Source organism: Vibrio sp. 1151_11 (assembly GCF_029478525.1).
GTDB classification, from domain to species: Bacteria; Pseudomonadota; Gammaproteobacteria; order Enterobacterales; family Vibrionaceae; genus Vibrio; species Vibrio anguillarum.
In genome coordinates, this window is record NZ_SHMN01000007.1 from 1 (window position 1) to 23,552 (window position 23,552).

Genomic DNA, 23,552 nt, shown 5'->3' on the forward strand with positions numbered 1-23,552 from the left:
ACATCATTCAAGCCTATTTTTAGAATAGGAAAACACCCGGAGGGGTTCCCGAGTGGCCAAAGGGAGCAGACTGTAAATCTGCCGGCTCCGCCTTCGATGGTTCGAATCCGTCCCCCTCCACCATATTCTCTCGCAAGAGAAACCTTGACTGATACGTTGGGAAAACATCATTCAAGCCTATTTTTAGAATAGGAAAACACCCGGAGGGGTTCCCGAGTGGCCAAAGGGAGCAGACTGTAAATCTGCCGGCTCCGCCTTCGATGGTTCGAATCCGTCCCCCTCCACCATATTTTCTCGATTGAGAACGATAAAAAGCCAGCTTTCGAGCTGGCTTTTTCGTTTCTTTACATCATAGCTCTATAAACTGACGTCACTAAGTAGTCTAGTTAACCCTCAATATACTGAAGTAGAGCGGTAACACAGCTTTGTGCATCACTGCAATTGATACTCTCTGGCAGTTCAGTCTGCAATAAAAACCCTTGTTCCAAAGAGTGGCAAGATGAACTTTCACTTAAACAAATCGGAACTCCTTGAGCAGAAAGGGCATTTAATAACAACAAAGCCGTTTGTATATTTCCCCCAGCATTGGCGGCAAAATGTAGCTCAAACTCAGCAGCGCTATTGAGTGAAGTCAGCGCATGCTCTAATTGAGTGTCCACTTCGCTTAAAGAAACCGAATCTAAATCACTAAAGCTCAGCATGCCTTGGTTCCTATCAGCATACCGCCAAGCAACGATATCAACCTGCTGCATATAGGCTCGCTGCATGCTTTGCGCGGCCGCCTGAATGATCACCTGCATTTGGTCACTGTTGCTTCTTCCACCACTGTCTTTGACTGATAATTCAAAAATATACGTGCCAGCAATCGTAGGATAAAACGCCGTTGCTTTCAGAGAATCTGCATTGATTAAGGTAAGCGATTGAGGCCCAGAAACTTGACGCCAAGACTTCGTTTTAATTTCATATATTGATAACTCAGATTTCGCCGTTCCGCTCAACGTAATACTATTTACTGGCAGTATTAACATCTGATCAGCACCAGCATTAACCGTAGGCTTAGTCAGCTTATCCGCATCTTTCAAATCATCGGCTTTACATCCCACGATAAGTGCGAGCACACTCAGGATCACGAACAACTGGTTTAACTTAAACATAATATTTTCCTGTGATTAAGCATTAGAAGAGGTAACTGGTACTGATGGAAAGAAAGGCGACTTCACTACCGTCCAAATACAATGCAGCATCTTGTTGCGAGTAATCCATCATCACATTCGATTGCGTATTGGTTTGGCTGAGCTGGTCATTTAAGCGGACCCCATCGCTGAAGGCTGAGATCCATTCCATCGGTTTAGTGGCACTGGTGGATGAGAAAAATACGCCGCTTAAAAACAGCGCTAATAATTTGGTATTCATGCTTACTCCTTGTGAGCGGTCTGATTCACCGACCCATTCAAGGTAGCATTCTCAATACAAATAAATCGTCAGCAGTTTATTGACCATTTGTATCCAGTTTGGTCACATTAGGTAAAGAAATCTGTTTCGGCCATTGCAGTTCAAAACATGCGCCCCCTAATGCTGAACCATTTACTTTTACTCTAACCTTGCCTTGATGCCAACGAGTGATCTGTTTAACAATCGCCAGCCCAAGACCATGACCTTTTTCACTATTACGCTCTTGATTATTCACTTGAGTAAAGGGCTCAAAAATACGTTCAATATCATCTGGCGCAATACCGGGGCCATCGTCTTCGACCACCAAAAAAAGTTGCCCATCAGATTCGTTCAACGATAGATGGATCTCTTGCTGCGCAAATCGCGCGGCATTACTCAGCAAGTTTTTAACGGCCCGTAATAAAGCTCGATTATCGACAAATATCGTTTGCTGTCGCAACGAATCCAACACGCTGACACGCAATGTGAGTTGCGGGTTTTCAAGCTGGAAATGCTCCGCTTCTGCAACCAAATTGTCGGCAAAGTGGCAATAAGAAAAATGGCGAATATCTGTGATACGGTTATAGCGCGACAAAACAAGTGTCTGGTTAATCAAATGATCGAGATCTTCAATACTGGAGTGAATTACTTGGCGGTATTTTTCTTTCTGGCTTAAGGCAATGTCTTCATCCTCAAGCATTTCAAATGCAAAGCGTAAACGGTAGAGCGGTGTTCGTAAATCATGCGCCACGGCGTTGGTTAAGGTTCTTTGGCTGGCAATCAGCTTTTCGATGTTATTTGCCATGTTATTAAAAGAATGACTGAGCTGAGAGACCACGGACAGCCGGGATGTCGTCGCTCTACGAGATAATACTCCTTGGCCAAATTCATTCGCCGTTTTTACCAGACGTTTCAGATCTCGCCATAAAGGATAAATCCACATAACTAAGGCCACAGAAATGGCTAAAAAAAAGAAACCGCCGATAGCCGTAGTGAGCTTTAATTGGGTTTGGTAGGAAATATTGTCCTCGACGCGTAACCACGTATTCTCATCCACCGCAGCCAATAAGATCATGCTGCCTTGTTGATTGATATAACTGGTCATCTGCTCTTCATCAGCCAACAATTTACTTCGCTCGATGGGTGACAAATCTTGCTCTTGCAATAGACTCAACTCTAAAGGTATTCGGCTATTTTGCTCAGCAATACTGGTTTGCCATTGAGTACGAGGTTGGCTACGGAGATTTTCTACCGCGAGGTATAATGTACCTCTGGACTGGTTAAGCGCAGCGAGTTCTCTCGGTTCATTGATCGCGAAATAGAGCACTTTGTCACTGTTCAGCACTCTTTGCAAAAGTGCCATAGGATCACCATCTTGGAAAATGATCTCGCCTTTTTGCAACGCTTGATAAACTTCTGGGGAGGAGTGGTAGCTGTCTAATGCCTCTAATCGAAGTGGGTAACTGAAATGCTTAGCATAGCCGTCAATAATCGTTGTCCACTCAGCTTGAGGCGCTTGACGCAATTTTTCAGATAGAAACGTAAAGTTACTCTGATAGACAGGCTTATAAAACTCTTCAGAGATACTGCGGCTAAGATATGGGATCGGATTAAATTGCGTGGGAATACTGAGTAATAAGATCGGCAGAAACACAGCTACCCAGAGTACCCAAAAAGATCGAATCATGACCACTTCCCTTCCGATACAGCGCAGAGCTGATATCCTTTACCTCGAACCGTTTTTATCAACTTAGGTTCATTAGGATCATCTCCGAGCGCACGCCGCAAGCGTGATATACGACGATCAATTGAGCGATCTAAACCATCATATTCAAAACCACGCACATGCTGAGCGATATCATCTCTCGTGACAATGGTGCCGACATGTTGGGCGAGTAGATACAAAAGCTCAAACTCGCTGGTCGTGAGTTTTATGGGCTGCTGCTCAAGTAATACCGCTCGATGCTGTAAATTCATCCACAAGTTACCTATGCACAATTCGTATTTGTCACTTTGACTTCCTCTTGCTTGCCTCCGAAGTAAAGCTCGAATACGTGACAGCAACAAACGAGGTTTAACCTGCTTAACGACATAGTCATCGGCACCCAGTTCCAGCCCCATCACCTGATCAATATCGTCGTCCAACGCCGTTTGCATTAAGATCATACCGTGGTATTGATCTCGGACAGCGCGGCAGACATCCATACCACTTTGCCCTGGTAGCATAATATCCAGAATGACTAAATCAGGTTGCTCATCCAAAATCCGATCAACGGCTTGAATCCCATCCGCAACCGTTGAGACACAAAACTCATAGTGGTTGAGAAAGTCTTTGATCAGTTCCGAGAGTTCTAAATCGTCTTCAACGAGAACCACTCGATAAGAGGGGGAGAGAGTACTGTTCATTGTGTTTCACATCCGTTTGCTAAGAACGCAAACTATAGCGGATTGTGTTTCATCTTTGTGTGACTAATTGTGACCAAGCAACAAAGTTGTGGTGTTGTTAAAACATTAAACAAACCATCAACAGCCGAACCTACTGCGTTGAATCAATAAGAGTACGAAGAAAGTACCATTGGGCCGTGACTCATAAACAGAGTAGATAAAAAAGCCCCGAAAATTCGGGGCTGAAAAATGACTGAACCTATAGGGGTAGGACTCAATCAGGATACTAAATCGAACAAAATTACGCGTGTTTCATACGGACGAAGCACTTGATGTTCCAAAACTTTGAGTGGTTTTATATCTGTATAGTTGCCTAACAGGTATTTTGCTTTCTTAATCGGTAACTCTTTTGGCAGCACGCATTCGGTGTCAACGCCATAATAGTTATTGATACAGATCAGCACCTGTTTCGCGTTGCGTCGCTGGTAGGCAAAAATCTCTTTATGATCGGGTAGTAAATCGGTGTAATCACCATCGGTAATTACACCGATTTTTTTGCGCAGCGCTATCAACTCTCGATAGAAATAGAACACCGATTGCTCATCAGCTAACGCCCGTTGCGCATTCAATTCTTGATAGTTTTCTGCGATATCTAACCAAGGCTTACCTTGGCTAAAACCAGCAAAGCGCTCTGCATTCCACTGCATTGGCGTGCGAGAATTGTCACGGGATTTTTGTGCAAGAATGGCCATCATGGCTTCATGACTTACCCCTTGCTGGTTCACCATGATGTCGTAAATGTTAGTACTTTCCACATCTCGGTACTGTTCAATAGCGGTGTAGCCGGGATTGGTCATGCCAATTTCTTCGCCTTGATAAACATAAGGCGTGCCTTGCATCATATGAATCGATGCTGCCAACATTTTTGCCGACTCAACACGATAACGTTGATCATCCCCTAAACGACTCACAATACGTGGTTGGTCGTGGTTACACCAAAAAAGCGCTCCCCACCCTTTACCATTTAAGCCCGTTTGCCAATGGTTGAAAATCTGCTTCAATTGCAAGAAGTCAAATGGCGCTTTCGTCCATTTTTCACCGTTCGGATAATCCACTTTTAAATGGTGGAAGTTAAACACCATCGACAACTCTTTGCCGTCCAAGCGTGAATATTGTTGGCAATGTTCAAGCGTTGTTGAGGACATTTCCCCCACGGTGACACTGCCGTACTGTTGGAAAACCGCTTGGCTGATCTCTTGTAAAAATTCATGCACGCGCGGGCCATCGGTATAAAAACGGCGGCCATCACCTTGGTGATCATCACTGAAATCCTGTGCTTTTGAGATTAAATTGATCACATCGAGACGAAAGCCATCCACCCCTTTTTCAGCCCAGAAACGAATCACCTGCTTCACTTCTTCACGAACTTGAGAATTTTCCCAATTTAGATCCGCCTGCTCTTTGGCAAATAGGTGCAGATAATATTGCCCTGTTGCGTCATCTAACGCCCATGCACTACCACCAAACTTTGACTGCCAATTATTTGGAGCCTGACCATTAACAGGGTCTTGCCAAATATAATAGTCACGATACGGGCTTGATTTATCACCCAACGCCGACTGAAACCAAGCGTGCTCGGTTGAGGTGTGGTTAACCACAATATCCATAATAATGCGGATACCTCTTTGATGAGCTTGAGCCAGCAGTTCATCAAAATCTTGCATGCTACCAAATTGAGGGTTTACGCCGTAATAATCTGAGATGTCATAACCGTTATCGATCATCGGAGACGAGTAAATCGGCGTCAGCCAAATGGCATCAATTCCCAAGCGGTGCAAGTAATCCAGTTTGGAGATGATCCCTTTGATATCTCCCGTTCCTTTAGCGCCGCTATCACAAAAACTTTTGGGATAAATCTGATAGATGGTGGCCGTTTTCCACCACTGACTATCGCTCTTGGTTATAACCATATTGACAACTCACTTACCAAAATAAAAATGAGTGGTGAAAACTCACCACTCGAATGAAAGGTTATGCACTTGCTGGCTCTAGTTCGCCTTTAGCTTGAGCTCGTTTGTATAAAAACAGAGTAAGCAGAATTGGGACGGCCATCGCCACCAGCATCGCGATGCCATAAATACCCCAGTATTGTGGTTGAATCGAAAGAATACCGGGTAAACCACCCACACCGATGCCATTCGCCATCACCCCGGCACTACCACAAATTGCGGCTGCAACAGCACTACCAATCATGGCGCTTAGCATTGGGAACTTATACTTTAAGTTGACACCATACATCGCTGGCTCTGTTACACCCAAGTAAGCCGAAATAGCCGCAGGAACAGAGATATCACGCTCACCCTGTTTTTTACTGATAATGATAATCCCAACAACGGCCGAAGCTTGTGCAATATTTGACAGTGCAATCAGTGGCCAAATTGGCGTACCACCCATTTCTTGCATCAACTGTAGATCCACTGCGTTGGTGGTGTGGTGAATCCCGGTAATGACCAGTGGCGCATACAATAAACCGAACACCATTGAGCCGATAACCGCAAAATCGCCAGTCATTGCAGCTTTAGCGGCAAACGCGACGCCATCACCCAATACGCGGCCAAATGGACCAATTAAAGCGTGAGCCAAAATAACGGACAATATGATAGAGATAAACGGCACAACAACGAGATAAAGATAAGAAGGGATGATGCGCTTTAAGTTTGTCTCAATAAACGCTAGAGCAACACCCGCCAACATGGCAGGAATTACCTGAGCTTGATAACCAACTTTTTCTATCACAAACAAGCCAAAATCCCAAACTTCAGGTACCTGCTTACCGATTAAATAAGCATTCATTAATTGAGGCGAAACCAAAGTCACACCCAAAGTAATACCCAGTATCGGTGTCCCACCCAACTTTTTCACCGTTGACCAACAAACGCCAACCGGTAGGAAGAAGAAAATAGCCTCACCAATTAACCATAAGAATGAATGGACGGTGGACCAAAATTGGCTAATTTCAACCAAGGTTTTGCCATCGAACATACGAATGTCGCCAATGACATTACGAAAACCGAGGATTAAACCGCCGGTGATGATCGCTGGCAGCAAAGGAACAAAGATTTCCGCAAGATGCGAAATGCCACGTTCTAAAAAGTTCATGTTTTGGCGAGCGGCTTTCTTCGCTTCATCTTTAGAAACGGCTTCTTTGCCTGAAAGCCCGATTAAGATGGCGTAAACTTCGTCCACCTCAGTACCAATCACAACTTGAAACTGCCCAGCATTGGTAAAACACCCTTTAACCATGCTCAGCTGTTCTAGTCCTTTTTTATCCGCCTTGTCGGTATCATTTAAAACAAAGCGTAAACGAGTCAAACAGTGACTCACACTGGCGATGTTCTCTTTACCACCTACCAGCTCGATAAGACGTATCACGTCTTGCTTCGCTATCTTGGCCATACTTTTGCCCACCCTATATTGGAATACTGTCTATTTTTTCTTTTTAATGGGAACATTCCCACCTACAAGTGCAATATTGACATAAATAATAAAAGGTAAAAATGGGAACAATCCCATTAATTGAATAAGATCACAGACTAATTGTAATTCACTTTAAGAAATAAGGAGTTAGCTTGTTAGCGGTTGTTGAGTGATGTGTGCAGGGTTCATTTCATTATTAAGCTGTAAAATCAATAAATTAGCTGCTTTTTCTCCCGCTTGAGCATAGCCAGGATCAATACTGTAAATATTAGGAAAAAGAAAAGAGAGCAGCTCATTACCACCTACACCAGTGACGGCGATATCATCTCGGCCCAATTCTTGGAGACGTTTAATCACGCCAAGTGCCAGAGTGTCACTGGCGCACACGATAGCTTGAGTCTGATCATTCAGCACTTCATCAACCAGTTGGTAGGCACTTTCATGATGCAAACGTCCAGTACGATAGTTAGGAATGCACCCGCTTTGCTTACACCAATCTAAGTACGAATCTAAACGTAATTTACCTGTCGTTTTATCGCTAGGATCAACTCCAATGTAGGCTATATTGGTTCGATTTTGCTCAGTTAAATGAGCAAGCGCGCCTTGAATAACACCATAATTGTCATAATTAATCGATGAGACCTTCTCGGCATCCATCGCAATCACAACCGCTCGCGATGCCCATAGGTTGAGTTGTGTGATATCGAGGTCGGTAAAACCAAACACAATCACACCATCCACATGGCGCTTATGTAAAACCTCAAGGTGCTCGTTCGTTTTAGTGCGATCAAACTGGCTTTCCATAATCACCACATCGTACCCATTTTGATACAACACCTGTAGCATTCGCCCCACGGCACGGTTTTCAGACGGTGACTCAAGGCGTGAGATAATCACGCCAATCACTTTCTCACTGCCACCACGCATTAACTGAGCGGATTTCAGCGGCACATACCCAGAATCTTGGATAACGCGTTCCACTTTTGCTCGTGTTTCAGGCTTCACTTTTGGGTCGTTCGTCAATACACGAGAAACCGTCGATTTACCAACACCCGACAGTTTTGCAATATCCAAGATAGTCAGTTTTCTGCTCATGCGAACCTATAGCGTAAATAAAAATGGAAGATAGCATGCGCTTATCTTAAATGAATTATTGAGTGGTACAGCCTTGATAAGTCGTTGATCCCACTTCGAGCAAAGCCTCATCGCCTTTCGTATGTAAAAGCACGGTTTGAGGCTGAGTTTGCTCGCTATCGTCGAGCCTATATTTTACGCCAGAGGCCGCTGGAATTTGTATTAATGGATATTCGCGACCAGCAATACGGAGCACGGCTGACTGTTGCTCAATATACGCAACATCAAAATGCTCACCAGAGCGACATTGATAATGCTGGAATTGGTTCTCACTTTCAACGCGCGAATCGTTCGCGTAATGTGGTGAGCATGCCGCTAAAAAAGCAACACTGAATCCAATAAAAAGAAATGATTTATTCATATTGCCTTCCACAAAGGGGGAATTTTTACGGTGCAAGAAAAGCAGGGACATCGCGAATACTATCAAGTACCACGGTGGCGAGTAATTCACCTTGCTCAGTAACGGGTTTACCGGTACGCACTAACACACGAGTACCAACACCTGCGGCTTGTGCAGCCATCATATCTTCAGCTTTATCGCCTATCATCACGGATTTTTCCATATCGATATCAAGAAAGTCCCGTGCGGAGATAAACATACCAGGCTTGGGTTTGCGGCAATCACACTCTTCTTTATACTTACCTTCACCGTGCTCAGCATGGTGCGGGCAGTAATAAATACCATCAAACTCGACACCGTGATCGGCAAAATTCCAGTCCATCCATTGCGTTAAAGATAAAAAGCGCTCTTCACTAAATTTCCCACGAGCGATACCTGATTGGTTGGTCACCAAAACCAGCAAATACCCCATGTCTTGAAACTTCTTAGTGGCTTCAAATACACCATCAATAAACTCAAAATCATGCTCATCATGAACATAGCCATGGTCAACGTTGATCACGCCATCGCGATCTAAAAACACTGCAGGTTTAGCCAAAATAACTCTCTCATATCACGCCAGATATGATGATTATTACACGCTTTATTTTTTTCATCACTACCTAATTCACCAAAGCGTTTAGACGTCTAGACGTAAAAATATCTATTGACTTAAATCAAGTTAAGCCATAGCATCGTCCAACAAGTGAGAGAGAGTTCAACATTTTATTCTGTTATCCCTGCACAGGTTTTCCGATGATTCAAATTAATCAAGTAAATAAAGTTTTCTATCAAGGCAATAAGGAAATTCATGCTTTGAAAGAGATTAATCTTCACATTAAGCAAGGCACTATTTTTGGTGTAATTGGCTCGTCAGGTGCAGGGAAAAGTACGCTGATTCGCTGTGTCAACATGCTAGAAGCTCCAACAACAGGTTCGGTTGTGGTTGATGGCGTTGATTTAACTCAACTGAGCAAATCAGAACTCAGCCAAGCTCGTCGCAACATTGGCATGATCTTTCAACACTTCAATTTGCTTTCATCACGTACAGTATTTGGCAACATTGCTCTGCCACTTGAACTGGCTGGTGTCGAAAAAAATAACATTGAAAAGAAAGTGTCAGAGCTGTTGCAACTGGTCGGCCTGACGGATAAGCGCGAAACGTATCCTGCCAATCTGAGTGGTGGTCAAAAGCAACGTGTTGCAATAGCGCGAGCACTCGCCTCTGATCCCAAAGTATTGCTGTGTGACGAAGCCACCAGTGCGCTTGATCCTGCGACGACTCAATCGATTTTAGAGCTATTGAAAGAGATCAACCGCACACTCAATATCACCATTTTGCTAATTACTCACGAAATGGATGTGGTAAAAAGTATTTGCCACGAAGTGGCCATTATTGGCGACGGTGAACTGGTTGAAAAAGGCACAGTTGGGGAGATTTTTGCTCACCCTAAAACCGCCTTGGCTCATCAATTTATTCGCTCAACGCTCGATTTATCAATTCCGGAAGATTACCAAGCTCGCCTGCAAGCCACTCGCGTAAAAGGTAGCTACCCGCTGGTGCGATTAGAGTTTACAGGAGCAACGGTTGATGCTCCCTTGATGACACAAATTGCCCGTAAATTTAATATTGATGTCAGTATATTAAGTTCTGACCTTGATTACGCTGGTGGCGTTAAATTCGGCATGATGGTCGCTGAACTGTTTGGTAATGAGTCGGACGATACGGCCGCTCTTGAATTTCTTCGCGAAAACAACGTAAAAGTAGAGGTACTTGGTTATGTCCTTTAACACCATCACCGCTTGGTTAAACCTGAATGGCGATCTTCTACTGATGGCAACCTGGCAAACACTCTACATGGTCGCTGTCGCGGGCATCGTCGGTTTCGTGGTTGGTATTCCACTGGGGGTTATTTTACATACCACCAAAAAAGGCGGCCTTCTCGAAAACACTCAGCTGAACCGTATTCTTGGTGCCATCGTCAACATTGGTCGCTCTGTGCCATTTTTGGTGCTTATGGTGGCCATTATTCCGGTGACAAAACTGCTTGTCGGTACGTTTATTGGTACCACTGCGGCTATTGTGCCGCTGACGATTGGCGCAATTCCATTTGTCGCTCGTTTAATTGAAAGTGCATTGCTGGAAGTGCCCACTGGTTTGGTCGAAGCTGCGCAGTCAATGGGGGCTACGCCGATCCAAATTATTCGTAAAGTGTTGCTTCCTGAAGCGCTACCAACGATTGTCAACTCAGTCACCATCACGATGGTCACTCTAGTAAGTTACTCTGCCATGGCCGGAACCGTTGGCGGCGGTGGCTTGGGCGATGTCGCTATTCGTTACGGCTTTCATCGCTACGACTTAGGCATCATGACGGTCACCGTGGTGATGTTGATTGTCTTAGTACAAATTATTCAATCGATTGGCGATAAGTTTGTCCGCCGTGTCGACCACCGTTAAATCACAATAAAGTTAAAACACAGATTCGTTTTATAACAAGGAGTTAATCATGAAATTTAGCCTTAAAGCTCTACTTACCCTCGCCGTTAGCGCTTCAGCACTCGTGCTGGCAGGCTGTGGTGAAAAAGCGGTCGACAACAATAAAATCAAAGTGGGTGTCATTGCCGGTGCTGAAGCACAAGTTGCTGAAGTTGCAGCAAAAATTGCAAAAGAAAAATACAACCTAGATGTAGAACTCGTAACGTTTACCGACTATGTTACCCCTAATGCGGCACTGGATGATGGTTCGATTGATATCAATGCATTCCAACACAAGCCATACCTTGATCAACAGATCGCTGACCGCGGTTACAAATTAGCGATTGCAGGTAACACCTTTGTTTACCCGATTGCTGGCTATTCAAAACAAGTGAAATCGGTTGATGAGATTCAAGATGGCTCTCGTATTGCGGTACCTAACGATCCAACCAACCTTGGTCGCTCTTTACTGCTGCTAGAACAGCAAGGCCTTATTACTCTACGTGACGGTGCAGGCCTACTGGCAACGGTACGTGATGTGGTCGCCAACCCAAAAAACATCACTATTGTTGAGTTAGATGCCGCGCAACTGCCTCGTTCACTTGACGACGTCACGCTCTCTATCATCAACACGACCTACGCCAGCTCAATCAATCTAACGCCTGAAAAAGATGGTGTGTTCGTTGAAGATAAAGAGTCACCTTATGTCAATATCATTGTTTCTCGTGCAGAAAATCTGAATGCTGAAAACGTGACTAACTTTGTTAAAGCCTACCAAACAGAAGAAGTGTACCAAGCCGCTTCGAAAATTTTTGACGGTGGCGCAGTAAAAGGCTGGTAATTAATAAACCTATTACCTGTGCAAAAAGCCTATAAAAATAGAAAAGCCGATACGCGATGTATCGGCTTTTTCGTATCAACAACACGCACCTGTTTACTTAATATGATCCCAAGACATATTGGACACAATACGACACTCATCGCATTTAAAATGGAAGATATCGTGCAGTGGCTCTTTCAGTAACCACTCTCCCTCACATTTCGGACATTTTCTGGCTTGCTCTTCCGCTAAACTCTGGCCGCCAACTCGATACTGGTAGTAATAAGTAGGGACGTGGGTCAAAAACTCAATTCGTCCTCGTAAATCCCATCCTCTAATAAACAGCACACTGTCCACATCGCAAATCTCGTGCAGTGCAGCGTGTTCTGCTCGGCAACCACCCGCCATCTGAAGTTCATCACACGCCTGCCACTCTGTTTGCCATTTGATCACTGCTTTATGATCGCCATTTAAGGTCGCAGAATTACGATATAAAGGGATCGGCAGCAATGTGTCACCACTGCGCAGCGGAGAACAAGTGTGTACATAAGTGGTGTAAAGTATCTGCCAGCTAGGCAAAACATCATCAGCGGCTTGCTCGGAATTAAGATCGCGCCCCAACAAACGGACTTTCGGAGCCAGCAAACTAGCCTCCGTCAAGCGACTCAGGCACACCCTAACAAAATCAGAATGATACTTAGGGTGTAAGCTTTCTTGCTCTGGGCAAACCACCCGCACAAAGAACTCGCCCTCTCCCATCACGATGGGGAATTCACGCCCAAGCACTTGACCGTTATAGCGTAAAGCATCCATTAGGCCATTAATCGCTTTATCTACCGCCGAGATAGTCGTGTTATCAAAACACTCAAACTGCAATTCAACCACGTACATCGTTACACCACAGGTTCTAAATTAGCGAAAAACTCGGCCACACTTTCGGCCAGCACGTCGCGTTTATCGGTACCTAAACGTTCTAAAATCACATGTCCAGAAAGGTTACAGATCGAAATTACATCCATCTCCGCATCGGTTGCACCAATAAACACGGTTGGTTTGAGTTTTAGTCGGCGCTGAGTCACCAAATGACCGAGGATATTTTCCTGCAAACGAACAAAATCATCCTCACTCCACACTTGCAATAGAGCGAGCTCGTTGCCTTGCCATTTAGCTGGCATGTCCGCACAAAACTGCACGCCATAAAAGGCTTTAATATCAGAATGTAGAGTCAATTCAATCGCTGCTTCCACGTTAGAAAAATCAGCTGCAACCGATCTGACGACGGGCTTCCATATCACACCGTCTTGGTCGTTCATCACTGCGCAAGGGGAATCCAACTCAGCCAACTCATCATTACGAGGAGACTCGCCATGTTTTGTTTGGTAAGCGTCAAGATAACGTTGAGTAAATGAAAGTAAGGCTTGCTCGGCAGTTTGTGCCATGAAGTGCTCCAAAATTGATGAGTCGCTGCCTTGTGTGATGACAGCAACCCTAGGATTGCGTAAAATTCTGCTTATTCTAATCGAATTGACGTGAAATTATGAGCAAATATTCCGATGCCAAAGCGCTGGCAGGGTTAACCCTTGGCAAAAAAACCGACTACGCCAAACAGTACGATCCAAGCTTACTGCAACCTGTCCCTCGTAGCTTAAACCGTGATGATCTGCATTTGGGGGATAGCTTACCGTTTAAAGGCTGTGACATTTGGACTTTGTACGAGCTCTCTTGGCTCAATGAAAAAGGGTTACCACAAGTGGCAATTGGCGAGGTTTCTATCCCTGCGACAAGTGCTAGTTTGATTGAATCTAAATCCTTTAAGCTCTACCTCAATAGCTATAACCAAAGCAAAATAGCCAGTTGGGATGAAGTAACGCAGCGCTTAACCAACGATTTATCGGCCTGTGCCGGAGCGCAAGTCAGTGTCACTCTCAACCCGGTGAGCGATTACACTGGCCAAGCAATTGTGACTATGCAAGGTGAATGCATTGATGGACAAGATATTGAGATTGAAAGTTACCAATTTGATGCCAGCTTACTGAAAAGTGCCGCGCGTGGTGAGCAAGTCAATGAAACACTGCACAGCCATTTACTGAAATCGAACTGTTTAATCACCAATCAACCCGACTGGGGCAGCGTCGAAATTCATTATCAAGGTCAACAAATTGATCGAGAAGCACTGTTACGTTATCTCGTCTCATTTCGTGAACATAATGAGTTCCACGAACAGTGTGTAGAGCGCATCTTCACCGACATTATGCAATACTGCCAACCGACAAAGTTAACGGTATACGCTCGATACACTCGCCGCGGCGGTTTGGATATCAACCCATTTCGCTCAACCGAACAAGAACGGCCAACACATAACCAACGTATGGCCCGTCAATAAGGATTAGCATTAGGATGATCAACGTGCGCTGGACACTTTTGCTCAGTTTAACTCTGGCTCTGTTTTCATTGGCTTCACAAGCCACTATCTACTCGTCGCCAATGTTAAATGAAGCCAATGGGTTGATTGATATCTCACCGAATCAAGCCAAAACCCTAGCCACTGAGTATCTGACTCAGCGCAAGTTGGCCGAAAAATCAGAAAAATCATCATCAGTGATGGCGCGCGATGAAAGCGACAGTCGGATTCGAACTCCGGGCAGCAGCGTTGATGCGTTAAAGATTTTAGCCAAAGCAGAGTTCCAGTTGCACAATATGGATGCCGCACTGGCCGCGTTAAAACTTGCTGAAGAGCTCACGCAACACTATCAATTGCCTTATTTAGCCACGGATGTACAAATACTCAAAACTCGTCTAATTTGGCTCAATAATAATGATGCAAGCGCCGCTCGGCAGGCGCTACGCGCGATCAGCATTCAATATGATGCCATCAAAAATGCGGATCAAGTGGCAAAAGGTCTCGATTATAAAATTACCCTGCTCAAAGCAGAAATTGCCTCAAAAGCCAATGATATCGAACTGGCCAATAAGCTTTTTGCTGACCTAAAGCCTTACATTGATTCGATCTCCTCACCGAAAACCGTGATTGAATATCAGATTGTTATTGGTCAACATTTTCTCACTCATGGCTTTTACAATCGCGCTTTATCTGAGTTGCTAGTTGCCTATTGGGGCGCGATTGAAAACAACTCAAGCGCCCTACTCGCTAAAACTAATACCTTACTGGCTCAGCTTTTTTTTGAAAGAAAAGTGCTCGATAAGGCTTTAGAGCATTTGTCTCAAGCCGCCGATTTTTATGACGGCTATAACAAGTCGCCAGCCTTGGCTGATGTATTGCAACGTATGGGCGATGTCTATTACCAGCAAGGTAAATACAATCTAGCGCTCGTTCACTACTTCAACGTGATCGATCACGAAACGAGCCGCAATGATCTGGAAAAAGTCATTGAAGTGCGTATTAGTTTGGCGGCGACCTACCTTAGTCTCTATAACTACCCATTAACTGACCAGTATCTCACTCGCGCTGAAGACTTGCTTGAGCTGAAAGATTATCCTCGTTTAAAGGCACAGGCTTACTTACTGCATTCAGGATTGGCCTTTCACCAAAAACAAGCCGATGTGGTCATCAGCAACGCTCAACACGCCTTAAGCGTTGCTAAAACGATGCAAGATGAAGAGATTGAAGAGCATGCCTATCGGTTACTGGCCTTGGGTTATGAGCAAAACGGTCAGTACGCACAGGCCTTAGAGAACATAAAACGCAGCAATGCACTATCGCAAATACGCCAAGAAAAACTCAACCAAATCAGTGAAGATGCTTTTCGTCAACAAAAAGAGTTTGTAGAACAAACCTTACATCTGGTCGGGCAAGAAAAAGCGCTGCTCAAAACTCAAGAAGAGTATAATAAGTTCAAAAAGATCGCCTTTATTCTGTTTATCATCTCCATTATTTTATTTTTACTGCTACTGCGTAGAGGCTACCTTATCCAGTTGCAAAATGAAGAAATCGATGAACTCAACAGCACGCTCTTTACCCATTCTCGCTCTCGCTTACGTAACCTGCGCATGCTCAATGCTAAGCTTCCTTCAGCGATGCAAAAAAGCAGCCGTCATTTTGAGCCGTGGTATATTGGTGAACTCATCCACGAGCCACTGAGTGATCGCCTCCGCTTTGTGATGATTGATATTCCCTTTCTGCGCAACATGTACTTAGAACATGGCTATTCAGCTGGCTTAGAATTGGAGCATCAATTTGGTCAGTTTTTAAAATCGAAAATCAAAGAACCGAATCGGATTTATCACTTTTCAGATTCCAATCTGCTCTATATCGAACCGAATGCCGATCGCAATACACCGCCTGAAATCGCATTCGATCAAATTCAACAATGGATAGATGAATTTCAACCTGAACGTCGCTTAAACCGTACAATACGGATGGGCATCGCCGACTACCCATTTTTGCCAAGAGCTTATATGGCGATTAATGATAAAGAGCTGCTCGATATTCTGCTGATGGCAACCAACACGGCTCGTGAGCTAAGTATGAGAGAAGGAGCAAGCCATTGGGTCTACTTAAAAGCGATTGATAACGCTCCAGCCGCTAGTTTTGCCTCCAACAATATTCGCAAATCATGCAAGCACGCCATCAATCAAGGGTTGATAAAAGTGCATTCTTCTTATAAGAATGAGGAGAGCATCAAAAAACTCCTAAAAGATGGGTAATTACTCGGCATTCAATGTGTTAAAGCAGTGACGTGGGCAATTAATTTGTTATTATCGATAAATCAATTAATAGGATCCTAACGATCCTCGCAGTTTAGTTTAGTTGTACATGGGCGCTCTCGAACAGGATATTCAAACACAGTTACAGCAGCTGAAAACTCAGTTGGAACAGGTTCGTTTGACACACAGGGACACTTCGTTCAAATTTAAACGAGAACATACTGTCCTAAAACGGATCGTCGCATCATTAAGCTTGGCGTGTCAGGGCAATGATCATCAGCTAAATATTAATTTATCAGATCTTCGTGAAGCTCTAGAGCAACAAAAAGATGTAAGCACGCTCATACCTCGCTTAGCCGTATTGGAGCGCATGTTGAAGCAACAAACTTTAGTTATGGAAAAAGAAAACTCTCATTTGGACTCTCAAATCAAACATTGTGGGGAAACATTACTTCGCGTTGCTGGCCTACCCGCCAAACTTAAGCGTGATTTGCGTGATCTGCTCAGTTTTTCAGAAGCTCAGCCTAAAGCCGAACAAGCGATTCAACTGCTTGGGATTTATGAACGTTCAATCAAAATAATAACAGCGAACCCAAACACGGCCATCAGCGAGCTGCATGTCGCGGATAGAGAGCTATTGACCAAGCTATCCGATGAACTGCAACACCTGATCACTGAATTAGATTTTGAAGGTGAATCAGGGGAACTACTGGTAGATATTCGTGCCAAGCTGTTGATTGGCGTATCGACATCAACGCTCTTAGAGTTGACGTTAGAGATTCTAAAACTGGTGATTGATGGCACCAACAGTGAGCGCAAAACATCTGAGAAGTTTTTAGAACAGGTCAACTCATCACTCACAAAACACATTAAAAGTAGCACTCACAACGCAGACCAAAGCCAGAGTTACTTTGAACATCGCCAAGAGATGAATGCTGAACTCGCCGCTTTGATTACCCAAAGCCAAACTCTAATCAAAGATTCTGTGGCGATTGACGATCTTAAGCTCTCCGTTTCACCTATATTATGCGAAATGGCGTCACTTTCTGAACGCTTAAGTCATGCAGAGCAACGCGAGCAGGCACTAATTGAACGCTTAAATTATGGCAAAAATCAAATGGAAGCTCTGTTTGAGCTCACCCAAGATTATCGCCGTCGATTGGAAGATCAGTCTCAGCGCTTGCTGCTTGATCCACTGACAAAAGTCTATAATCGCACGGCCTTTAATGACCACCTTGAGCTGGAATATCGGCGCTGGATAAGAGCTCAACACACTTTCCGAATCGTAATCTTTGATATTGATAAGTTCAAAACTATCAACGATAGCTTTGGCTATACGGCAGGTGATAAAGCCCTTAAAATTATTGCCCGCACCATATCCAAAGAAGCATCCGATACGGATACCGTGGCACGTTTCTCTGGTGAAGAATTTATTATTTTACTTCCCGATCAAGAAGATAATCACTGTTTCAAGCTAGTACAAAATATTCAACGTAATGTGTCTAAACTGCCTTTCAAGTTCAGAGACAAGAGTATTACGATTACACTTTCAGCCGCGAGTACCTGTTTTAAAGACTCCGATACGCCAGAGGAAGTACTTGAACGTTTACGCCGCTCGTTACTAGAAGCCAAGAGTTTCGGCCCTAACCAAGTGGTTTGGAAATAAACACAAGTCCAGATCGGATGTAGACAAAAGAAACCCATTCAAATCGCGGCCTTAACTGGTCGCTATTTGAACAAAACCAAACTAAAGCGTGCTTAACATCACACTCTGCTTGCATAAACATTTCCTAACAATCGAGAAAAGAACTAGATTGATACTGTAATTTCAATCAGTTATGTCGTCCTATCGCACATCCGTCACTAAACGAACCATGACCTATACTCCATACTAAGCGGGTATATATAAAAACCAACTTTAGTCGTAGCGTGGACATTTTCCTTACTTCTCAACTAAGGAGGCCAGTATGATTACTCATATCAGCCCTACAGGCAGCATGGATCTGCTTTCTCAACTTGAAGTTGAGCGTCTAAAAAAGACCGCGTCGAGCGATCTATATCAACTGTACCGCAACTGCACTTTGGCGGTACTTAACTCTGGTAGCCATACGGATAACTCAAAAGAACTTCTTGAAAAATATAAATCTTTTGATGTCACTGTCATGCGCCGTGAACGCGGTATCAAGCTAGAGCTGACGAATCCACCAGAACATGCCTTTGTTGATGGGCAGATCATTAAAGGAATTCAAGAACATCTGTTTTCGGTCCTGCGCGATATCGTTTATGTCAACATGCATCTGGCGGATAATCAGCGCCTAAATCTCACCAATGCCATTCACATCACCAACTTAGTATTTGGTATTTTGCGTAATGCCGGTGCCTTGGTTCCCGGTCTTGAACCTAACTTAGTGGTTTGTTGGGGTGGACACTCGATCAACCCTACTGAGTACCAATATACGCGGGAAGTGGGCCATGAACTGGGCTTGCGTGAACTGAACATTTGTACAGGCTGCGGACCAGGTGCTATGGAGGGGCCAATGAAAGGGGCCGCCATTGGACACGCTAAACAGCGCTATACCGCACAACGCTATCTTGGCTTAACCGAACCGTCGATCATTGCCGCCGAGCCACCAAATCCGATTGTGAACGAACTGGTGATTATGCCGGATATTGAAAAACGACTAGAAGCTTTTGTGCGAATGGCGCACGGCATCATTATTTTCCCCGGTGGAGCAGGAACAGCGGAAGAACTGCTGTACATTTTGGGTATCATGATGCACCCAGATAACGCAAGCCAACCAATGCCAATTGTACTGACTGGGCCAAAAGAGAGCGAAGCCTACTTCCGTTCAATCGACACATTCATTGCCGAAACATTAGGTGAAAAAGCACGCCAGCATTATCAAATCGTCATTGATGATCCAGAAAAAGCGGCGCGTATCATGAGCCAAGCGATGCCGCTGGTTCGTCAGCATCGTAAAGATAGTGGTGATGCTTATAGTTTCAACTGGTCCCTCAAAATCGAGCCTGAGTTCCAACTGCCTTTTGAACCGACTCACGACAGTATGTCCAACTTGGATTTACACCTAAACCAAAAACCAGAAGTACTCGCTGCTAACTTGCGTCGCGCCTTCTCTGGCATTGTCGCTGGTAATGTGAAAGCGGAAGGCATTCGAGAAATTGAACGTCACGGCCCATTCATCATTGATGGCGATGCCCAATTGATGAAAAAAATGGATCTATTACTAAAAGACTTCGTTGCACAACACCGAATGAAGCTGCCCGGCGGCAGTGCTTATGAACCTTGCTATAAAATTGCAACCATTAACCATTAACCATTAAAGGCAAAAATAACTTATGCCGGGGATGAGTGGCAATATTAAGTGAGATCATTACAATAAGGGCTTATTAAGCCCTTATTTTTTGGTCGTTATGTCTTTACACCTTGTCATCATTGATGCTTTGAATTTGATCCGTCGGGTGCACTCCGCACAACCCGATCCTAACGATATGGCAAGAACCATAGAGACAACCTCGCGCACCTTGCACCGTATCATCAATGAAGCTCAACCGACCCACATCATCGCCGTGTTTGATCATCACTTACAAGACCGGGGCTGGAGAGCACAACTTCTACCGACTTATAAGCAGAACCGGAAGCCGATGCCAGAAGCACTGCAACTTGGCTTAGACGCCATTCAGCAAGCATGGTGGGAATTAGGGATTGATTCACTGCTCTCGGAAGGTGATGAAGCCGATGATTTGGTGGCCACCTTAGCCACGAAAGTGGCAAGCCACGGTGAAAAAGTAACGATCGTTTCAACCGATAAAGGCTATTGCCAACTGCTCTCCCCCACTTTACAAATTCGTGACTACTTTCAACATCGTTGGTTAGATCAACCCTTTATTGAACAGGAATTTGGCGTAAAGCCGAGCCAATTAACCGATTTTTGGGGATTAACGGGCATCAGTTCAAGCCAAGTTCCCGGCATTGCCGGCATTGGTCCCAAAGCAGCAAAAGAGATATTAACGCAATTTTCCGACATAGAAGCGGCCTACGCCAGTGCTGATTTGGCCAAGAAATACCGTAAAAAATTTGATGAGCAGATCGATATGGCGCGAGTCTGCAAACACATTGCCACACTAAAGACCGATATAGAGCTCGGTTTTAATTTGCAAGACATTCGCTTTTCAGCGCAAGTATCCCATCCAGAATAGCAAAACGCTCCTAGAAAGGAGCGTTAAATTAACCTATTGGAGCATTAGTGCGGAGAGATGTTCGACAAGCATTGAACATGCACTGTGATCTCTTCACGATCATGATACAAATGCTTTGCCTGCATGCGGAACTTTACATCATTTTTAATCAGAAAAACTTTTAGGTTTTCAATATCTTGTAAAACTTCATCATAGCGCCCTTTCATTGGCAGCTTTAAGTTGAAGATGGCTTCTTTCGCCCAACCCTTGAGGATCCACTGCCCCATTAAATGCGCAACACGAGCTGGCTTTTCAATCATGTCACACACAATCCAAGTCACGTTCTTGCGTGGCGGCTCAAATTTAAAACCATCCTCGGCATGGTGTTTCACTTGTCCTGTGTCCATCAAACTTTCAGCCATTAGACCGTTGTCGATAGCATGAACAAACATCGAACGCTTCACCAGTTGGTAAGTCCAGCCCCCTGGGCATGCGCCCAAGTCTACCGCCCACATTCCCGGAGCCAAACGTTCATCCCACTCTTCACGAGGAATAAACACATGGAAAGCCTCTTCCAACTTCAGTGTGGAACGACTTGGCGCATCGGCTGGGAATTTCAAACGAGGAATACCCATGAAAAAAGGCGAGTTATTGTTGGTGTACGAATACCCGACGAAGCAGTGGCCGGGTTGAATAAAACAGACATGTAGCACAGGTCTCTTCGCCGACTCTTTGTTAGATAGAATCCCCTTGCCACGTAACGCTTGACGCAATGGCACGGTAAACTTACGACAAAATTTGAGCAACTCTTTCGCTTCATTGGTATCTGGCGTTTCAATGCGAATGTCACCACAACGCGGAAAACCCTCAAGTTCGGCGAGTTCAGATAAGATAGGCGAAATACGATCATCTTTAGGTAAATCGCTAAATTCCGCCGCTACCGCAAACATCTGACGAGCAAAAATAAGCGATTGGAAATCGATCTCTTTAATCAGCTTATCAGCATCACCGGCCTGATAGCACTCAAACAAAACGTAACCCGTATTGTTTTTCAAACGAGGAAAACCAAAAACCTCTAGCTTAGTCGCTTTATCTTGGATCTCTCCGGCACACTCTTTTTCAAAGCCTGCACGACAATAGAGCATTACGTGTTTCACTGGTCCACCTCTTGAATATTAAGTGCTGCATAGCCAAACACTCCCCACCCTAGCATAAAGAACACGCCACCAAATGGCGTGATCGGGCCAAACCACTTGATGCCCGTGAGTGCTAAAGCGTAAAGACTGCCGCTAAAACAAAGGACGCCGATGATAAAGCAAATTGCCGCAATGAAAAAATATTTTTGTGCTTTCGATCCCAAACGACAACGCAGCAAAATACCACACGCTAATATGGCTAAAGCGTGAATCGATTGGTACTGCACTCCCGTTTCAAACACCGAAAGCAAGTAAGGGGTTAAATACGCTTTTAGGCCGTGCGCCGCAAAAGCTCCTAGAGCGACACCAACGCCCGCCATAAAAGCCGCGATAGTGAGCAATAGCTTACTCTTCATCTAGCAATACCTCTTGTTCCCTTCTGGCTTTTTTGAGCATCCAATCACGGAAAGTGGCGATGCGCCCCATATCGGCCTGCTTCTCGTGACAGACCACATAGAAAGCATTTTTAGTCATCAGCACTTCGTCAAAAGGCGCAATCAAGCGACCCGCTTCCAGCTCTGGCTGAGCTAACACGTTATTCCCCAGTGCGATACCTTGCCCATGCGCCGCCGCTTGCAGCACCATGGTCGAATGGCTAAAGATGGGGCCGTGGTTGACATTCACCCCTTCAAGATCGTTCTCTTTGGCAAACTGTTTCCAATCTTTACGTGAAGTATCGTGTAGCAGAGTATGGCGTGTTAGATCGTCCAGTGTTTCTAAAGGTTTAGGGCCTAGCAGCAGTGAAGGAGAACAAAGCGGGATCAAAAACTCTTGATACAACTTATCCGCGCGTAAACCAGGCCAGTTACCTCGTCCATAATAAATCGCCACATCCACATCATCGGTTAACGAACCTTCATCCATATCAACCGCTTTGATACGCACATCAATATCCGGCTCTTGCTGGTTAAAATCGGCCAGACGCGGCACGAGCCACTGAATTGCAAAACTCGGCGGTAAACTAATGGTTAATGCCCCTTTCTCACTTCGCTCTAGTACCTTATCGGTGGCTTCAGAGAGTGCGGTGAAGATATCTTTAATGTCGAGAAAGTAACTTTGCCCTTCTTCTGTCAATAGCAGAGAACGATTACGACGGCGAAATAGCTTTAACCCTAAAAATTCCTCTAACGCTTTGATTTGATGACTGACTGCGGCTTGTGTCACAAATAGCTCTTCCGCAGCGCGAGTAAAACTCAGCTGGCGAGCTGCCGCTTCAAACACTTTCAGCGAGTTTAATGGTGGCAATCTTCTGGACATAGGTACACTCAAAAATTAGATTAGTTTTTTTAATCTGAAACATTATAAATTGTCCATTGCCGAGCGGCTAGAGAAATTCTATATTTCACCCCGCAACAAGGCCTGAACGGCTTGATTCAGTTATGAATCAATTGG

22 protein-coding genes and 2 tRNA genes are annotated in these 23,552 nt (G+C 44.6%); 10 read left to right on the forward strand and 14 right to left on the reverse strand.

Translation table 11 applies throughout. From position 1 onward, the window contains the following. Positions 1–38: 38 nt before the first annotated feature. Positions 39–123, forward strand: a tRNA-Tyr gene (locus EXZ60_RS07125). 79 nt (positions 124–202) lie between these two features. Beyond that, positions 203–287, forward strand: a tRNA-Tyr gene (locus EXZ60_RS07130). 99 nt (positions 288–386) lie between these two features. On the opposite strand, the gene EXZ60_RS07135 is transcribed toward EXZ60_RS07130, so the two are convergent. From EXZ60_RS07135 to gmhB, 9 genes are all read right to left on the reverse strand, one after another. After that, positions 387–1,154 (reverse strand): hypothetical protein, encoded by a 768-nt coding sequence (locus tag EXZ60_RS07135; RefSeq protein ID WP_094166367.1) that lies wholly within the window; start codon positions 1,152–1,154, stop codon positions 387–389. A gap of 22 nt (positions 1,155–1,176) precedes the next feature. Continuing rightward, a complete protein-coding gene (locus EXZ60_RS07140; protein WP_094125026.1) occupies positions 1,177–1,413 on the reverse strand; it encodes a hypothetical protein in 237 nt (78 codons plus the stop codon). 76 nt (positions 1,414–1,489) lie between these two features. Then, positions 1,490–3,124, reverse strand: a complete 1,635-nt coding sequence (locus tag EXZ60_RS07145) for an ATP-binding protein (protein WP_277435495.1) — start codon at positions 3,122–3,124, stop codon at positions 1,490–1,492. Beyond that, entirely contained in the window at positions 3,115–3,837 is a 723-nt protein-coding gene (locus tag EXZ60_RS07150; RefSeq protein WP_013857376.1) for a winged helix-turn-helix domain-containing protein, read from the reverse strand. The genes EXZ60_RS07145 and EXZ60_RS07150 overlap by 10 nt, the downstream gene beginning before the upstream one ends. Before the next feature lie 257 nt (positions 3,838–4,094). After that, positions 4,095–5,786: an alpha,alpha-phosphotrehalase gene (gene treC, locus EXZ60_RS07155; RefSeq protein ID WP_277435496.1), complete on the reverse strand. Its 1,692-nt coding sequence runs from the start codon at positions 5,784–5,786 to the stop codon at positions 4,095–4,097. A 61-nt stretch (positions 5,787–5,847) separates the two neighbouring features. After that, positions 5,848–7,272, reverse strand: a complete 1,425-nt coding sequence (treB, locus tag EXZ60_RS07160; protein WP_094500788.1) for a PTS trehalose transporter subunit IIBC — start codon at positions 7,270–7,272, stop codon at positions 5,848–5,850. A 168-nt stretch (positions 7,273–7,440) separates the two neighbouring features. Then, entirely contained in the window at positions 7,441–8,388 is a 948-nt protein-coding gene (gene treR, locus EXZ60_RS07165) for a trehalose operon repressor TreR (RefSeq protein WP_277435497.1), read from the reverse strand. 55 nt (positions 8,389–8,443) lie between these two features. Next, positions 8,444–8,788 (reverse strand): MliC family protein, encoded by a 345-nt coding sequence (locus tag EXZ60_RS07170; protein WP_194567119.1) that lies wholly within the window; start codon positions 8,786–8,788, stop codon positions 8,444–8,446. A 25-nt stretch (positions 8,789–8,813) separates the two neighbouring features. Beyond that, the gene (gene gmhB / locus EXZ60_RS07175; protein ID WP_013857382.1) at positions 8,814–9,365 is read right to left on the reverse strand and encodes a D-glycero-beta-D-manno-heptose 1,7-bisphosphate 7-phosphatase; all 552 of its coding nucleotides are present in this window, start codon (positions 9,363–9,365) and stop codon (positions 8,814–8,816) included. Between the two features lie 197 nt (positions 9,366–9,562). Between gmhB and metN the strand changes: the two genes are divergently transcribed. From metN to EXZ60_RS07190, 3 genes are read left to right on the forward strand one after another with little or no spacing between them, the layout of a single operon-like run. After that, entirely contained in the window at positions 9,563–10,597 is a 1,035-nt protein-coding gene (gene metN, locus EXZ60_RS07180; protein WP_094166369.1) for a methionine ABC transporter ATP-binding protein MetN, read from the forward strand. Further along, positions 10,587–11,264, forward strand: coding sequence for a methionine ABC transporter permease (locus EXZ60_RS07185; RefSeq protein ID WP_017044205.1), 678 nt, complete (start codon positions 10,587–10,589; stop codon positions 11,262–11,264). Before metN ends, EXZ60_RS07185 begins: the two co-directional genes overlap by 11 nt. A 49-nt stretch (positions 11,265–11,313) precedes the next feature. Next, positions 11,314–12,123: a MetQ/NlpA family lipoprotein gene (locus tag EXZ60_RS07190; protein ID WP_013857385.1), complete on the forward strand. Its 810-nt coding sequence runs from the start codon at positions 11,314–11,316 to the stop codon at positions 12,121–12,123. A 93-nt stretch (positions 12,124–12,216) separates the two neighbouring features. Here the strand turns inward: EXZ60_RS07190 and EXZ60_RS07195 are convergent, their stop codons facing one another. Both EXZ60_RS07195 and syd read right to left on the reverse strand, forming a co-directional pair. Beyond that, positions 12,217–12,993 carry a Zn-ribbon-containing protein gene (locus EXZ60_RS07195; RefSeq protein ID WP_277435498.1) on the reverse strand — a complete coding sequence of 259 codons (777 nt, stop codon included), beginning with the start codon at positions 12,991–12,993 and terminating at the stop codon, positions 12,217–12,219. Between the two features lie 2 nt (positions 12,994–12,995). Further along, the gene (syd, locus tag EXZ60_RS07200) at positions 12,996–13,541 is read right to left on the reverse strand and encodes a SecY-interacting protein (RefSeq protein ID WP_194567115.1); all 546 of its coding nucleotides are present in this window, start codon (positions 13,539–13,541) and stop codon (positions 12,996–12,998) included. Between the two features lie 98 nt (positions 13,542–13,639). Here syd and queF point away from each other — a divergent pair, with 98 nt between their 5' ends. The 5 genes from queF to xni all read left to right on the forward strand — a co-directional run bounded on the left by queF (position 13,640) and on the right by xni (position 20,985). After that, positions 13,640–14,485, forward strand: a complete 846-nt coding sequence (gene queF, locus EXZ60_RS07205) for an NADPH-dependent 7-cyano-7-deazaguanine reductase QueF (protein ID WP_194567113.1) — start codon at positions 13,640–13,642, stop codon at positions 14,483–14,485. Between the two features lie 14 nt (positions 14,486–14,499). After that, complete coding sequence (locus EXZ60_RS07210) at positions 14,500–16,767, forward strand: tetratricopeptide repeat protein (protein ID WP_088732006.1); 2,268 nt, start codon at positions 14,500–14,502, stop codon at positions 16,765–16,767. A 109-nt stretch (positions 16,768–16,876) separates the two neighbouring features. Further along, the gene (locus EXZ60_RS07215) at positions 16,877–18,433 is read left to right on the forward strand and encodes a diguanylate cyclase (protein WP_199871394.1); all 1,557 of its coding nucleotides are present in this window, start codon (positions 16,877–16,879) and stop codon (positions 18,431–18,433) included. A 301-nt stretch (positions 18,434–18,734) separates the two neighbouring features. Then, positions 18,735–20,102 (forward strand): nucleotide 5'-monophosphate nucleosidase PpnN, encoded by a 1,368-nt coding sequence (gene ppnN, locus EXZ60_RS07220; protein WP_277435499.1) that lies wholly within the window; start codon positions 18,735–18,737, stop codon positions 20,100–20,102. 97 nt (positions 20,103–20,199) lie between these two features. After that, positions 20,200–20,985, forward strand: coding sequence for a flap endonuclease Xni (xni, locus tag EXZ60_RS07225; RefSeq protein WP_277435500.1), 786 nt, complete (start codon positions 20,200–20,202; stop codon positions 20,983–20,985). A gap of 44 nt (positions 20,986–21,029) precedes the next feature. Here xni and rlmM read toward each other — a convergent pair whose 3' ends face one another. The 3 genes from rlmM to EXZ60_RS07240 are packed head-to-tail and all read right to left on the reverse strand — an operon-like array spanning position 21,030 to position 23,417. After that, positions 21,030–22,121 carry a 23S rRNA (cytidine(2498)-2'-O)-methyltransferase RlmM gene (rlmM, locus tag EXZ60_RS07230; protein ID WP_017045575.1) on the reverse strand — a complete coding sequence of 364 codons (1,092 nt, stop codon included), beginning with the start codon at positions 22,119–22,121 and terminating at the stop codon, positions 21,030–21,032. Next, positions 22,118–22,516: a DUF423 domain-containing protein gene (locus tag EXZ60_RS07235; protein WP_013857395.1), complete on the reverse strand. Its 399-nt coding sequence runs from the start codon at positions 22,514–22,516 to the stop codon at positions 22,118–22,120. Before EXZ60_RS07235 ends, rlmM begins: the two co-directional genes overlap by 4 nt. Then, positions 22,506–23,417 carry a transcriptional regulator GcvA gene (locus EXZ60_RS07240; RefSeq protein WP_026027676.1) on the reverse strand — a complete coding sequence of 304 codons (912 nt, stop codon included), beginning with the start codon at positions 23,415–23,417 and terminating at the stop codon, positions 22,506–22,508. The genes EXZ60_RS07235 and EXZ60_RS07240 overlap by 11 nt, the downstream gene beginning before the upstream one ends. Between the last annotated feature and the right edge of the window lie 135 nt (positions 23,418–23,552).

Excerpts from the sequence above, each read along its gene's own strand:
- metN (WP_094166369.1), top strand. The coding sequence starts at position 9,563 with ATGATTCAAATTAATCAAGTAAATAAAGTTTTCTATCAAGGCAATAAG.
- EXZ60_RS07240 (WP_026027676.1), bottom strand. The coding sequence starts at position 23,417 with ATGTCCAGAAGATTGCCACCATTAAACTCGCTGAAAGTGTTTGAAGCG.
- EXZ60_RS07170 (WP_194567119.1), bottom strand. The coding sequence starts at position 8,788 with ATGAATAAATCATTTCTTTTTATTGGATTCAGTGTTGCTTTTTTAGCG.
- ppnN (WP_277435499.1), top strand. The coding sequence starts at position 18,735 with ATGATTACTCATATCAGCCCTACAGGCAGCATGGATCTGCTTTCTCAA.
- EXZ60_RS07195 (WP_277435498.1), bottom strand. The coding sequence starts at position 12,993 with ATGTACGTGGTTGAATTGCAGTTTGAGTGTTTTGATAACACGACTATC.
- treR (WP_277435497.1), bottom strand. The coding sequence starts at position 8,388 with ATGAGCAGAAAACTGACTATCTTGGATATTGCAAAACTGTCGGGTGTT.
- EXZ60_RS07215 (WP_199871394.1), top strand. The coding sequence starts at position 16,877 with ATGGGCGCTCTCGAACAGGATATTCAAACACAGTTACAGCAGCTGAAA.
- EXZ60_RS07135 (WP_094166367.1), bottom strand. The coding sequence starts at position 1,154 with ATGTTTAAGTTAAACCAGTTGTTCGTGATCCTGAGTGTGCTCGCACTT.
- EXZ60_RS07210 (WP_088732006.1), top strand. The coding sequence starts at position 14,500 with ATGATCAACGTGCGCTGGACACTTTTGCTCAGTTTAACTCTGGCTCTG.
- EXZ60_RS07150 (WP_013857376.1), bottom strand. The coding sequence starts at position 3,837 with ATGAACAGTACTCTCTCCCCCTCTTATCGAGTGGTTCTCGTTGAAGAC.
- treC (WP_277435496.1), bottom strand. The coding sequence starts at position 5,786 with ATGGTTATAACCAAGAGCGATAGTCAGTGGTGGAAAACGGCCACCATC.
- EXZ60_RS07235 (WP_013857395.1), bottom strand. The coding sequence starts at position 22,516 with ATGAAGAGTAAGCTATTGCTCACTATCGCGGCTTTTATGGCGGGCGTT.
- syd (WP_194567115.1), bottom strand. The coding sequence starts at position 13,541 with ATGGCACAAACTGCCGAGCAAGCCTTACTTTCATTTACTCAACGTTAT.
- EXZ60_RS07190 (WP_013857385.1), top strand. The coding sequence starts at position 11,314 with ATGAAATTTAGCCTTAAAGCTCTACTTACCCTCGCCGTTAGCGCTTCA.
- xni (WP_277435500.1), top strand. The coding sequence starts at position 20,200 with ATGTCTTTACACCTTGTCATCATTGATGCTTTGAATTTGATCCGTCGG.
- EXZ60_RS07140 (WP_094125026.1), bottom strand. The coding sequence starts at position 1,413 with ATGAATACCAAATTATTAGCGCTGTTTTTAAGCGGCGTATTTTTCTCA.
- queF (WP_194567113.1), top strand. The coding sequence starts at position 13,640 with ATGAGCAAATATTCCGATGCCAAAGCGCTGGCAGGGTTAACCCTTGGC.
- EXZ60_RS07185 (WP_017044205.1), top strand. The coding sequence starts at position 10,587 with ATGTCCTTTAACACCATCACCGCTTGGTTAAACCTGAATGGCGATCTT.
- treB (WP_094500788.1), bottom strand. The coding sequence starts at position 7,272 with ATGGCCAAGATAGCGAAGCAAGACGTGATACGTCTTATCGAGCTGGTA.